This is a genomic window from Pseudomonas sp. JV449 (assembly GCF_032424295.1).
Taxonomy (GTDB): domain Bacteria; phylum Pseudomonadota; class Gammaproteobacteria; order Pseudomonadales; family Pseudomonadaceae; genus Aquipseudomonas; species Aquipseudomonas marginalis.
This window is the reverse complement of the sequence record NZ_VYKD01000027.1, coordinates 1-12521: the sequence shown is the minus strand read 5'-3', so window position 1 is coordinate 12521 and position 12521 is coordinate 1. Positions and strand designations below refer to the sequence as shown.

The window sequence follows — 12521 nt, the reverse complement described above, 5'->3', positions numbered from 1 at the left end:
GATATGAAGGTTACTGGCCTTGGAATGTGTAGGCCCGTTCCACCTTGCACACCCGTGTCTGAAACGCCGAGTACCAGATGGAGCGTCCTTGTTCACGCACTGCCCGATGCTCAGCCTGCTGCTTCCAGGCCAGGATCGCGGCCTCGCTGCTCCAATACGACACGGTAATCCCCAGGCCATCCTCCCGCGCCGATTCCACCCCGAGAAACCCCGGTTGATCGCGAGCCAACTCCAGCATGCGGGCGGCGGCCTGGCCGTAGCCTTGATCGCCGTCGGTGCGCAATGAGCTGAAGATCACTGCGTAGTAGGGTGGGGCGGGAGTCTTGGCGATCATGCGCACTGCTCCTGGCACGCCTTGAGCCAGGCAATCGCCAAAGGCGGCGTGATGCCCTTGAGGGCGGCGCGTTCAGGCTGGAACAGGGTGGCGACGAAAAATGGATGGTCGAGCAACTCCACCGCGCGTAGATCGCCGGCTGCGTCATGCCCGCTGGGAATCATCTCGCGCTCGAGCAGGGCATCGGCGAATTCGGGGTTGATGCCGTAGCGGCAGCGGTAACCTTCCTCGATTTCAAGACGGCCGTAGGCCTCGGCGATGCGCGTGTAGGGTGTCAAGCGCAGGCTGTCGGTGGCTTCAACCAGTGCGCAGCTCAGGGGGGTGATCACTGCGCGTTCAGCGCCCGGCGCCAGCTCGCCATGTTCGGCATCGGCCCAGCCCAGCACGTTGCGGGCGTATTCCAGCACTGCATGTTGAAAACCACCGCATGTGCCGAGGAAAGGTCGCCGCTGTTCGCGGGCAAAACGGATCGCCCGCAAGGCGCCGTCGGTGTCGCGGTAGGGGCTGGCGGGCACGCACCAGAATCCGTCGAAGCCGTGCAGTGCTGTGGTGGGCGTGAGGGTGTCGGTGTCGAGCCATTGCAGATGAACCTGCAAACCGAGGGTTTCGGCGGCCCGTTGCAGCGCGACGGGAATGGCCTGGTGCGCGATGACATCGGGGTTGTAATCGCCGATCAGGGCGAGGTGCAGGGTGGTGGCTTTCATCGTGTGCGTCCCATGGCTTGTGGTGTCCTGACGTGCACTATAGATTGGCGCGCACGCAATCAATATTGGCGTTTACCCACATGCTCAATGCAGCCACGCACTATCAAATCGATTACCCCGACCTGTCGCTGATCCTCGCCCTGGTGCGTGGCGGCACCCTGGCGCGCGCGGCGGCGTTATTGCGGGTGGATGTGTCCACGGTGTTCCGCGCGGTGCGACGGCTGGAGGCCGCATTGGGCCAGACGCTGTTTGAAAAAAGCCGCGCCGGCTACCTGCCCACCAGCCTCGCCAATAGCCTGGCGCAGCAGGCCGAACGTGCCGAACAAGCGCTGGAGGCGGCGCGCATCGGCGTGGAGCAGGGCGGCGAGGTGATCAGCGGTACGGTGCGCCTGACCTGTACCGACTCGGTGCTGCAAGGGTTGTTGCTGCCGGCGCTGGCGCAGTTCATGCCGGACTACCCGGCGCTGACCCTGGAGCTGAGCACGTCAAATGATTTCGCCAACCTCAGCCGCCGCGATGCCGACATCGCCCTGCGCCTGACCAGGACTCCGCCGGCGCATCTGGTCGGCCGTTGCCTGGGGGCCGTGGCGTATCAGGTGTGTGCCAGCCCCACGTATGCGCACCAACACGCCGCACGCTCACTGGCGGACCTGGCCTGGATCGCGCCGGACGACTTCCTGCCCGACCACCCCACGGTGACCTGGCGCCGCGAACACCTGCCCGGTGTACGCCCCAGCTATCGCTGCAACAGCATGTTGTCGGTGACCGAACTGGTGCGGGCAGGGTTGGGCGTGGCGGCGCTGCCGGACTTTCTGCTGGATGACGGCCTGCAACCCCTGGGCCCCGCGTTGGCTGGGCACGACACCGCGTTATGGCTGCTGACGCGCCCCGATTGCCGCGCATTGCGCTCGGTGGTGACGCTGTTTGATGAGTTGGGCCGGCATGTGCAGATGAAACCCTGACACACCCTCGCTCCCACATGGAATTGGCGTTGTTATTGAGGTTTTCGCACATAGTGCTCATGCATTTCGCACGTCAGGGTTTCGATGTGTTCGGTCAGTTGCTTGGTCATTTCCGTCAGCCGGGTGTTTTGCTCCAGCAATTCGAGCAACTGTCTGGTGGTTTGCGCGGCCTGGGCCTGGCGTTCGGTATTGGCGATGGCCAGGGCTTCACGGTGTTGCGCGTCGGCGTCGGACTGGGCTTTGTCGCGGGCGGCCTGGCGCGTCTGGGCCAGCAGGATCAGCGGCGCGGCATAGGCGGATTGCAGGCTGAAGGCCAGGTTGAGGAGGATGAACGGGTACACGTCGAAGTGGGTGATGCCGGTTACGTTCAGCACCACCCACAAGATCACGATCGCGGTTTGCGCACCGAGGAAGGTCGGTGTACCAAAGAAGCGCGCAAAGGCCTCGGCCTTGAGGGCAAAGGTATCGTTGCCGAAGGTCGGCGCCAGGTGGGCGTGGCGGCGGTGAAAACGCAGGTGATCGACGGGGGCGGTTTCGGGCTTGTCGGGGGTCATGGTGGGCTCGGGTCATCAACGTTAAGACAGTGAATCACTATAGTCCTGGCGACCTGTCTTACACATGAATAACCCGTGGCCTACTTAGTGGACACCCCGCTCATTGGCAAACGCACTCACCGCGTGCACCGCCTCGCTGGTACCTTCGCGAATCTGCAGGATCACCGTACCGGCCTGGTTGGCCAACTCCACGCCCAGGGCAGCACGGTCGCGGGTTGCGTCCATGCTGTCGATGGCTTGGCGGGTTTCAGCCTGGATCACCGCGATCATGCTGGATATTTCTGTGGTGGACCCGCTGGTGCGCGCCGCCAACTGCCGCACTTCATCGGCCACCACGGCAAAACCACGGCCTTGTTCACCCGCGCGCGCCGCTTCGATAGCGGCATTGAGTGCCAGCAGGTTGGTTTGTTCGGCAATGCCGCGAATGGTGTTGACGATGGTGGTGATCTGCTGCGAACGCTCGCCCAGCTTGGCGATCAGTTGCGAGGAGTTGTCGATGTCCGAGGAGATTTCACGCATGCCGCTGGCTGTTTTCTGGATCACGTCGGCACCTTTTTCCGCCATGTCCTGGGTGTGCAGGGACAAGTGATAGGCCTGGGCGGCACTCTGTGCGTCAGCGGCGTGTTGTTGCACGCGCGCGGTGATATCCGAGGCGAATTTCACCACTTTGCACAGGCGTCCGCTGGCGTCGTACACCGGGTTGTAGCTGGCTTCGAGCCAAACGGGCCGGCCGTTTTTATCCACGCGCTCGAACTGGCCGCTGAACAATTCACCCTGGTTCAGGCGTCGCCAGAACTCGCTGTAGGCTGAGCTCGCGGCGGTCTGCGGGGTGCAGAACAGACGATGATGCTGGCCCTGGATCTGCGCCAGGCTGTAGCCCATGCGTTGCAGGAAGTTGGCGTTGGCGGTGATGATCGTGCCGTCGAGGTTGAACTCGATGACGGCCATGGCCCGGCCGATGGCTTCCAACTTGGCGTTGGCCTCGCTTTCGGCCTGCAGGCGCGGGGTAACGTCCAGGGCGTACTTCACCACTTTGATCACACGGCCCGCGTTATCACGTACCGGGGTGTAGCTGGCTTCCAGCCACACCGACTGACCATTGCCGCCTACCCGTTCAAAGGTACCTGATTGGAACTGACCCTTTTGCAGGTTGGCCCAGAGTTGCTGGTACTCGGCGCTGCGGGCGAAGGCGGGCGTGCAGAACATCCGGTGGGATTGGCCTTCGATCTGCTCGGCGCGGTAGCCCAGGGTACTGAGGAAGTTGTCATTGGCCCGCAGCACGAGGCCTTGCGGATCGAATTCGATCACCGCCATGGAGCGTTCGATGGCGTCCAGCAGGCTGGCCTGGTGAGCCACGGTGTGTTGCAGGGTATCGATGGTTTTCTTATGGGCGTTGAATAACATGTTCGGGGGCTCGGGCAAGCACGCGTCTGGGAGTATCCATGTATAGGCGCCTGCCTCCGTAAGGCATTTGCCCTACGGTTGACCTGCTCATTGTCAGCTCCCTTGTGCTGACAGCGGGGGGTGGAACAACGGGTTAAGAGTCATCAGCCTGACAAGAAGTTCGCCCCATGGGCAGGACCATTTTTGGGTAGGCGACCAATGGAGGCATTACGCCATCTCCCGAGGCGTTGCACGGAAGATCAAGACCAGGTGTCGTAGGACAACGTCAGGCGGAGCAGGCTATCCGGTCGTCGTTGACACTGACTCGATTACGCCCGGTGTCCTTGGCGGCATAAAGTGCTCGGTCCGCCGCGTTCAGCCACATGGCTGCGTCGGTGAAGCGCGGCTGGAAGTCCGCCAGGCCGATGCTCAGGCTGACGCGCAATTCCGGTATGTGCGGGGTGCGGTAGTTGCCGAATGTTTCGCGCATCTGCTCCATGATCTGCGCTGCTTGCTCCAGAGGCATTTGCGGAAGAATCACACAGAACTCATCGCCACCATAACGTCCGGCCAGGTCGTTTTCCCGCAGGTTGCGCCGCAGTTCCAGGCTCAGTTGCCGCAGCACCGTGTCGCCGACGATATGGCCATGGGTATCGTTGATCTGCTTGAAGTGGTCAATATCGATCAATGCGATGGTGGCGTGGCTTTGCTGCTGCTGGCACTTGTGGAACTTGAGGTGCAGCAGGTCTTTCCACGAGCCGTGGTTGAGCAGGCCGGTGAGGCTGTCGGTGCGGCTCAGGGCACTGAGGGCGCGTTTATGTTCCGAGAGCTTGATCGCCAGTTGATAACAGACCATGCCGATGGCCATGGGGTAGAGGGTCAGCATCGGCAGGCAGGAGTAGACCTGAAGCAGGCTGACGTCGGGGTTGAACTGGATACCGAACAGCGCCCATGCCACGCCGATCCCCAGCACCTGGGCGAGCAGGCCACGCAGGAACAGGCGCCGGCCGCCGGCGGCGACGTTGTTCATGGTCATCATCGACAGGATGGTCACCGCTGTCAGCGGCGTGAACTGTGTGGCCGCCGCCCAGAACCCGCCGAGTACCGAGTCATACAGGAAGTTGCGCTGTTCAGCCTGGTAAGGAAACGGTGAACGGGTGGATAGCTGATACGCCAGGTGCGCCCAGGCAAACCCATTGAACAGCAGTAACGCCCAGACCCAGCCCGGCATGGCAAGCGGGTACAGGGCGCCGGTAACGCTGATGCTGCCGACACCCAGGCCGATGATCCTTGGCTGGTAGATACGCCGGGCAAATGAGAGCCCTTTGCCTCGTCTGTTTTCCATAAATTCCTGGTTCAGCTGTTTTTCACATTTACCGCGGCGCGCGGACACCGGATCGACCGTTGATCGCATAAGGCCTGTGAATATTGTCAGTTATTCCCATGGGAATAATCAGTGGCCTTCCAGGCCATTTGCGCAAAACAGAGGGCGAATGCGTCAAAAACGACCAGGAATGTCGCTCCTGCAACGGTTTTTACTCGGGGCAGGGGGCGCTGACTTCGTAGCCGGCCAGGAACAGGTCGATGGCCGACTCAATGACACGCGCCTGGTGAGCGGCATCCAGGGTCGGCTGGCCCAACGTGATCTGCGGCCAGAACGCGAAAGCCTTGAGCAGGCTTTGAATCTGGTGGGCGGCAAACGCCGGATCGGTGCAAGAGAGGCGGCCGTCTTCCTGGGCGGCGCGTACCCACTGGGTAAAACCTTCTTCGCGCTGGCTCAGGCGGGTGACCATGTCTTGCGCACGTTCCGGCGAGTGGATGGTGGCGGCGATAGCTACCCGGGCCAGATCGAGGAAATTGGTGTCCGACATCATCTTCATCTTGGCTTCCAGCAAACCACGCAGTTGTTCGCGCAGGGGGCGCTCGCTGGTGTAGCTGACGTCGAGTTGGGCGACGCTGCTGGCCCAGAGCTGGTGAAGGATTTCGGCGAACAGTTCTTCCTTGCTGGGGAAATGGTTATACACCGTGCGCTTGGAAACCCCAGCGGTGGCGGCGACCTTGTCCATGCTGGTGACCTCGAAGCCGTTATCGCGAAACTCAGCGATGGCCGCTGCCACGATGGCTTGGCGTTTGCGGTCGGTGAGGCGTTGAGGGGCAGTCATGGGTGGCGTTCGGCTCTTGAGGGTAAATTACACTGGGTAGTTTACTTGCTGCGGATTTTGTTGCAATCTTGAAACTACACTGTTCAGTGTAACTTATGCGCGGACCGTAGGAGTCACTCTGTAATGGCCACCATCTCAACCCGCCTCAAGTCTTCACCTGCGGCGCCCAAGCCTGCCGATCTGGACCTGGGGCGCTTCAGCAACGAGGCCCCCGTGCAGCACGGTGGCTTTGGCAAGACCTTGCGTATCTTCTGGAACATGCTGTTTAACAAACCACGCAGCACGCGCCCGGTGGGGCAGATCCCGGTGCAACCGCTGACCCGCGAGCAATTGTTGGCGGCGCCTGATCACAGCGTGTTCCGCCTGGGGCATTCCACCGTATTGCTGAAAATGCGCGGCAAGTTCTGGCTGACCGACCCGGTGTTCGCCGAGCGTGCCTCGCCATTCAGTTGGGCTGGCCCCAAGCGTTTCCACCAGCCGCCTATCCGTCTTGAAGAGCTGCCGCCCCTGGAGGCGGTGATTCTTTCCCACAACCACTACGATCATCTTGACCATAAGGCTGTCGTCCAACTGGCCGACAAGACCCGTTACTTTCTCGCGCCGCTGGGCGTGGGCGACATCCTGGTCAAGTGGGGTGTCGACGCCAGCAAGGTGCGGCAGCTGGATTGGTGGCAAGGCACCGAGGTGGATGGCATTCGCTTTGTCGCCACGCCGGCGCAGCACTTTTCCGGGCGCGGCCTGTTTGATGCCAATCAGACCCTTTGGTGTTCCTGGGTGATGATCGACGGCACGCGCCGTATCTTTTTCAGCGGTGACACCGGCTACTTCGATGGCTTTAAACGCATCGGCGAACAGTACGGCCCGTTCGATCTGACGTTGATGGAAACCGGTGCTTACAACGTCGACTGGCCCCATGTACACATGCAGCCGGAGCAAACCCTGCAAGCGCATATCGACCTCAGGGGCCGTTGGCTGCTGCCGATCCACAACGGCACTTTCGACCTGGCGTTCCATGCCTGGCACGAACCTTTCGACCGCATCATGGCGCTGGCGTGGGAGCGCAATGTGTCGATTACCACACCGCCGATGGGCCAGGCGTTCAGCTTGAACCAGCCGGAGCGTGGGTATGCATGGTGGCTGGAAGTGGAAACCCAAGGTGCACAAGAGCACCTTGTGGGCTGAGGGCGCAGAGGCGCCGAAAAAGGAGTTTTCAAGCTGTTTCGGGTCTGCGACAGGCGCCGGCGAAGGATGCGATGATCCCTGGAAAGTGTTTTCAGGGGAGGCGTACCGATGGACAGCATACGCAGATGGTTTTTGCGAGCAGATGCGGTTTGCCAGGTTGGCCAGCCGTTGTCTGCGCTCTTGGGCATGACCGACTCGGCATCTCCATGCCGCCGTCCTTCCCCTGATCAAGTGCCCCCCCGCAGTATCGAGTTTGATGTCGATCCCCCCCCTCAAACCCACCCCAAGGGTGGCGTCCTGATCCCCGGGTATAACGTACCGGCAATTCCCATCAGACCCATGCCTGATCCCTCGTTGACGCTGATTGCCCTGAGCGGTATCGACCCAGAGGGCCCAGTGATGGTGGAGGTGCCCCTGGTGCAGAACAATAGCCGCTTTGCCGCCATGCAAGCGTTGGCCGGCAGGCGCGTGGGGTATGCCGACCGATATGGACGTGGCGATGGGCATGAACCGATTCGACACCGTGCGCCCTTCATGCGTGCGCTGGACGTACTGCGCCGGGCCGGGGCGCAACTGATACCCGTGCCGGCGCAACGTATCGACGGCACCCTCACGTTCAAACTGCACACCCATAATGAAATCGATGAAATCGTGAATGAATACCGGCTGGATGCCCTGGTGTCGGACAGTCAAAGTGCTGCATTTCATAGTGCGTGCTGGAGTGGTTACCCGAGGTTTGGCGAGGCTCTCGATGGTGGCGCGACGTTGTGGTTCTACGGTGCGCGATGGTCGAAGGAATCGTTGGCCGCGCTGGCGCTGGGTTATCGCAATGCCAGGGAGGGAAGCCATGGCCTATAGAATTCATATCCTCGGTGCTGCGGGGGCGGGCACTACCACCCTGGGCAGGGCCTTGGCGGAGAGTCTGAACGTCGCTTACTTCGACACCGACTATTTCTACTGGCAGCAAACCGACGCCCCCTTCACCATTGCCCGGCCCAAGGATGAACGCATCCGCCTGCTGCAGGAGCAGACTGTCGGCCTGGAAGGCTGGGTGCTGTCCGGTTCACTGTGCGGCTGGGGCGACCCGATGATCGCGCAGTTCACCCACGTGGTGTTCCTGCGCCTCGACCCGCAAGTACGCCTGCACCGTCTGCGCATGAGGGAGGTGCAACGCTACGGTGATGAAATCCTGGAAGGTGGCAGTCGCCACGAGAACAGCGTCGCCTTCCTGGCCTGGGCCGCTCGTTACGACAGCGGCAACCACAGCCTACGCAGCCTGCGTCGGCATGAAACCTGGTTGGCGGCACTGACCTGTCCGGTGATCCGCTTGGACTCTACGCACCATTCGGCTGGGGCGTTGGTGAATCAATTGATGCCGCTGTTGAGCCCATCAGCCGCGAAATAATGTTTTGTGCAGCGGGTTCGGCTGGGGCGGTCTCAAACCGCCGCACACTCATGCCCCACCCCGGCGCAAACCCCGGGAAAAACACCAGCCCTTGCGCCTCCAACCGAAACGCCAATGCCAGGCGGGTTTCATCACCCACATCGCCCTGGCTTTCAAACTGTTGGATGGCATCCACCGTCACACCCGCCTGGCGGGCCAGCTCGTCGCGGCTCCAGCCCAGCATCGCGCGGGCCTGTACGCTGTGTTTGGCGGTGAATTGGTGCAGGACGATCTGCTGTTCTACGAAAGAGCTCATTGCCAGAGAGGACATGGGGTTTCTCCAGGATTCGACGGGGGAGGGCAAACTATACTGTGTTTTTGTACAGTTGTTTTGACCGCTCATCAACTGGATGCTTATCGACCCACTATTCCAACCCCGGCGCCTCACGAATGATCAGGTGATCGAGGTTCTCGATATTCGCGCTGAACACCCCGAAGGTCTGCTCGGGGTTTTTCTTGCTGGGCACTTGTTTCAGCTCCGGTGTCACCCCGTAGAAGAAACAATACAACGCCCGCTCACTGTCCGCCGCCGCCCTGATCTGCTCCAGGAACGCCTTGCGCTTGCGGTAGTTCTCGATGAGCTTTTTGCTCAGGTAGACGTTGACCGAGTAGGGCTTTTTGTCGAGCCACACCTTCTTTTCGAAGTCGATGCGAAAGCTGCTGGTGTAGTCCTTGATCGCTTTGACCTTGCCCCAGTAGATCAGGCCCTTGTTGTCTTGCAGGTATTCGATCTTCTTGAAAAACGCCGCGTAAGTCGCGGTGTGCTCGCCGATTTTCAGCGGCATGCTTTTCAGCTTTTCCTTGTCGTCGATGTTCGACACAAAACACTCCACCGGGTGGGCAAACACGCTGGTTTTTTCCGGGGTGGTGTCGCTGGCGCTGACAGATTCGTCGCTGCGGGGTGAAGGTGTTTTCGCTGAATCTTGTGGGACCAGCCCCTCGGTGCCGACCTCCGCGGTTTTACGCTCGTACGTACGACGTGTCAGCACAAACTCCGATGGGAAATTATCCTCACGCTCATCGTCGTTTTCGCCTGCTGCACCCTTGTGGAGACTGGCATAGCGGCAGCCGTCGATATGCCGGGTGCTCGGCGTGTTTTTGAAGTGCGGGGTGCGTTGGTAGTTGACGTTCCTGGCGTTGAACGTGCTCAGCACATTGCCTGCTTCGAAGGCGGCGCGACAGGCATCGTTGGGGCAGAGGAAACTGTCCTTGTCGGAATCGAAGGTGTTGGTTTCGTCGAAATTCAGGTCTCGTACGTCATAGATCGACAGCTTGTCATCGAGACTCAGGCTGTAGGCCGTGTCGAATTTCATGGGGCTCGGGTCCGTGAGAGGTTTCGCTATTAATAGCGGGAACCCGCGTAAATATCAGCAAGAACCTGCAACCCGCCGTCCGCTGCGAGGGAACAAGTCCACCTAGTTTAACCGCTCAACCCCAAGCACCCCATGCTAGTCGCGACACTCAAGCCTAAACCGCTCAACTGTGGGAGCTGTCGAGCCCCAGCGAGGCGGCGATGGGATCGACTCGGTGTTCCTGGTGGATCCCACCCACCCGCATCACCGCTGCAACTTGGCCCGCTTTTTCTTCTTCGCATGAAAATGCCGAAAATGTGCATCCTGCGCCGCCGCCAGCAACTCCCGATCCCCTCGCGTATCGCCCCAGGCCCTGAGCCGATACTCCCCCAGGTCCCCGTACACCGCCTCAAGCCGCAGCACCTTATTCTCACACCGGCAGTTATTCCCGGTGAGCTTGCCGGTCAACACCCCGTCGACCACCTCAAGCTCAGTGCCAATCAACTTGATCCCAAGCCGATCGGCAAACGGCTGCAGCACCAACGCCGGCGACGCCGAACACAGCGTCACCACCGCCCCCGAGCCCAACTCCTGCTCCACCGACAACACCCCAGCCGGGCGCATCAACCGCGCCCAATTGCGCTGGCAATACTCCTCGGCCTTCTGCTGCACCCACGTCTTCTCCACCCCAGTCATAAAGGTGCGGATCAACTGAGCCTTCAACTCATCCCGGCTGATCTGCCGCACCAAAAAGCGCAGCCCAGGCACGGCCAGCTTGACCATCCGGCCATAAAACTCTCCGGTGCCAAAGGCAAACTTGAGGAAGGGCACGAAACTGTCGTGGTGGGTCAGGGTGCCGTCGAAGTCAAAGACGGAGAGTACTTTGGCGTCAACGGGGCCGGCTTCGAGCATGTCTGGGTTCACGGGTTGGCCTCGGTCCTATCTAGTATTTTTGAGCGTGCATCAGGTGTGACAGCAGGAGTCTACTCCCGTGCCAATCTTCCGACCTTGGCGTAAAGCCCCTCGGTGAAAGCCGCCCGGTCACTCGACCGGTGACAACGCTGATGGCAATTGGGGCACAAGGCTACAGCATTGGTGATGCGATCCGAACCCTTCTGGGCCAGGTGCTTGACGTGATGTACTTCAAGAAATGGCAAACCGTCGACCTCAAACGGCGCGTTAGCGCCGCAGCCTTCGCAGATGCCCTCGGCCTCTTTCAGTACCCAGGCGCGTACCTTTGGGTCGCGAACAAAAGCGGTGCTGACGGTCGAGACCTTCTGCGGCTGGGCAATGCCGTCCGGTAGCTGAGTGAAAGGTTGCTGCTGCAGTTTGGACGCGCGGCGGATAAGCGTTTGCTCGTCTGCTGTTTGGGCGGCGTCTTCGGATTCGAATACACCCTGTGCGGCCAGCGCTTGGCGGATGCGTTGTTCGACGCCTGACCCTACGTTCTTCGCGGGCTTAAAGCCTTTTATCGGCTCCAGGCCCATACGGATAAGAACGGTAGAAATGTTTAGCATGCGGAACTCTACGGAGCCTTTTGCACGACCGGCTATCGGCCCCTCGCGCAAAAGGCGGTTTTCGAGCGCTTTATTGAAAGGCTGGCCGTTCTTTTCCTTGGCCAGCATCTTCAAGTAAGCCTCGACCGCTGCTGCCAACTCCGCGTCGTTCCAGTCCGTGTTGTCTTTCGTAATATCCATACAGCCGCCGAGGGTAGAAAACCCTCGGACGATACTGAGTAGCCATTATTGCGTCTACGAAATTTCCTACGTTCTGGCAGGAATTAGCGGTCAACGCCATTGGTAAATGAATTCGCTGCTTTGTCTTGAAGGTTTCAAGCGAGCTTGCATAAAAAAGCCCTGAACAAGTCAGGGCTTCTCGGTTTAGCTGAGAATTAATCCCAGCTCAATGCCCCACCCGTCTGATACTCAATAACCCGAGTCTCAAAGAAATTCTTCTCTTTCTTCAAGTCCATGATCTCGCTCATCCAAGGGAACGGGTTAGTCGTCCCCGGATACTCTTCCTTCAACCCAATTTGCGACAGGCGACGGTTAGCGATGAACTTCAAATAGTCTTCCATCATCGCGGCGTTCATACCGAGCACCCCGCGCGGCATGGTATCCCGCGCATATTCAATCTCCAGCTGAGTCCCTTGCAGGATCATCTGGGTCGCTTCTTCCTTCATCTCGGCATCCCACAAATGCGGGTTTTCGATCTTGATCTGGTTGATCACGTCGATACCGAAGTTCAGGTGCATCGACTCATCGCGCAGGATGTACTGGAACTGCTCGGCCACGCCGGTCATTTTGTTGCGGCGGCCCATGGACAAAATCTGGGTGAAGCCGCAGTAGAAGAAGATGCCTTCCAGCACGCAGTAGTAGGCGACCAGGTTGCTCCGCAGTTGCTTGTCGGTGTCGACGGTGCCGGTTTCGAACTTCGGCTCGGAGATCGAGCGGGTGTATTTCAGGCCCCAGGCTGCCTTCTTAGCCACCGATGGAATCTCGTGG

The 12521-nt window shown here is 60.2% G+C and carries 14 protein-coding genes and 2 pseudogenes; 4 read left to right on the top strand and 12 right to left on the bottom strand.

The genetic code is table 11. The features are described 5' to 3' along the window. Nucleotides 1–10: 10 nt before the first annotated feature. Both F6S08_RS23170 and F6S08_RS23165 read right to left on the bottom strand, forming a co-directional pair. Nucleotides 11–334, bottom strand: a complete 324-nt coding sequence (locus F6S08_RS23170; protein WP_065947849.1) for an antibiotic biosynthesis monooxygenase family protein — start codon at nt 332–334, stop codon at nt 11–13. Further along, a complete protein-coding gene (locus F6S08_RS23165) occupies nt 331–1038 on the bottom strand; it encodes a CTP synthase (protein ID WP_065925255.1) in 708 nt (235 codons plus the stop codon). Before F6S08_RS23165 ends, F6S08_RS23170 begins: the two co-directional genes overlap by 4 nt. Nucleotides 1039–1118: 80 nt before the next feature. Here F6S08_RS23165 and F6S08_RS23160 point away from each other — a divergent pair, with 80 nt between their 5' ends. Beyond that, entirely contained in the window at nt 1119–2000 is an 882-nt protein-coding gene (locus tag F6S08_RS23160) for a LysR family transcriptional regulator (protein WP_065947848.1), read from the top strand. Nucleotides 2001–2032: 32 nt separating this feature from the next. On the opposite strand, the gene F6S08_RS23155 is transcribed toward F6S08_RS23160, so the two are convergent. The 5 genes and pseudogenes from F6S08_RS23155 to F6S08_RS23140 form a co-directional block, all read right to left on the bottom strand. Beyond that, the gene (locus tag F6S08_RS23155) at nt 2033–2554 is read right to left on the bottom strand and encodes a DUF1003 domain-containing protein (protein ID WP_065925253.1); all 522 of its coding nucleotides are present in this window, start codon (nt 2552–2554) and stop codon (nt 2033–2035) included. An 84-nt stretch (nt 2555–2638) separates the two neighbouring features. After that, nucleotides 2639–3076 (bottom strand): annotated as a pseudogene (locus tag F6S08_RS31520) (methyl-accepting chemotaxis protein); the annotation flags it as partial. 111 nt (nt 3077–3187) lie between these two features. Next, a pseudogene (locus F6S08_RS31515) lies at nt 3188–3958 on the bottom strand (PAS domain-containing protein); the annotation flags it as partial. A 265-nt stretch (nt 3959–4223) separates the two neighbouring features. After that, the gene (locus F6S08_RS23145; protein ID WP_065925251.1) at nt 4224–5282 is read right to left on the bottom strand and encodes a diguanylate cyclase; all 1059 of its coding nucleotides are present in this window, start codon (nt 5280–5282) and stop codon (nt 4224–4226) included. Between the two features lie 190 nt (nt 5283–5472). After that, nucleotides 5473–6099 carry a TetR/AcrR family transcriptional regulator gene (locus tag F6S08_RS23140; protein ID WP_065925250.1) on the bottom strand — a complete coding sequence of 209 codons (627 nt, stop codon included), beginning with the start codon at nt 6097–6099 and terminating at the stop codon, nt 5473–5475. A 123-nt stretch (nt 6100–6222) separates the two neighbouring features. On the opposite strand from F6S08_RS23140, the gene F6S08_RS23135 reads away from it, so the two are divergent. From F6S08_RS23135 to F6S08_RS23125, 3 genes are all read left to right on the top strand, one after another. Beyond that, the gene (locus tag F6S08_RS23135) at nt 6223–7281 is read left to right on the top strand and encodes an MBL fold metallo-hydrolase (protein WP_027605642.1); all 1059 of its coding nucleotides are present in this window, start codon (nt 6223–6225) and stop codon (nt 7279–7281) included. A 339-nt stretch (nt 7282–7620) separates the two neighbouring features. Then, a complete protein-coding gene (locus F6S08_RS23130) occupies nt 7621–8139 on the top strand; it encodes a hypothetical protein (RefSeq protein ID WP_065925249.1) in 519 nt (172 codons plus the stop codon). Then, on the top strand, nt 8129–8686 hold the full coding sequence (locus F6S08_RS23125; protein ID WP_065925248.1) for an AAA family ATPase: 558 nt from the start codon (nt 8129–8131) through the stop codon (nt 8684–8686). The genes F6S08_RS23130 and F6S08_RS23125 overlap by 11 nt, the downstream gene beginning before the upstream one ends. Here the strand turns inward: F6S08_RS23125 and F6S08_RS23120 are convergent. The 5 genes from F6S08_RS23120 to F6S08_RS23100 all read right to left on the bottom strand — a co-directional run. Next, complete coding sequence (locus F6S08_RS23120) at nt 8616–8996, bottom strand: multiprotein-bridging factor 1 family protein (RefSeq protein WP_074847504.1); 381 nt, start codon at nt 8994–8996, stop codon at nt 8616–8618. The two genes, F6S08_RS23125 and F6S08_RS23120, sit on opposite strands and share 71 nt — an antisense overlap. A gap of 94 nt (nt 8997–9090) precedes the next feature. Beyond that, on the bottom strand, nt 9091–10038 hold the full coding sequence (locus F6S08_RS23115; RefSeq protein WP_065925246.1) for a hypothetical protein: 948 nt from the start codon (nt 10036–10038) through the stop codon (nt 9091–9093). 243 nt (nt 10039–10281) lie between these two features. After that, nucleotides 10282–10929, bottom strand: a complete 648-nt coding sequence (locus F6S08_RS23110) for an HAD-IB family hydrolase (RefSeq protein ID WP_065925245.1) — start codon at nt 10927–10929, stop codon at nt 10282–10284. 71 nt (nt 10930–11000) lie between these two features. Next, a complete protein-coding gene (locus F6S08_RS23105) occupies nt 11001–11714 on the bottom strand; it encodes an HNH endonuclease signature motif containing protein (RefSeq protein ID WP_074847503.1) in 714 nt (237 codons plus the stop codon). A 194-nt stretch (nt 11715–11908) separates the two neighbouring features. Next, nucleotides 11909–12521 (bottom strand): ribonucleotide-diphosphate reductase subunit beta (locus F6S08_RS23100; RefSeq protein ID WP_315872384.1); only part of this gene is annotated, 613 nt, incomplete at its 5' end.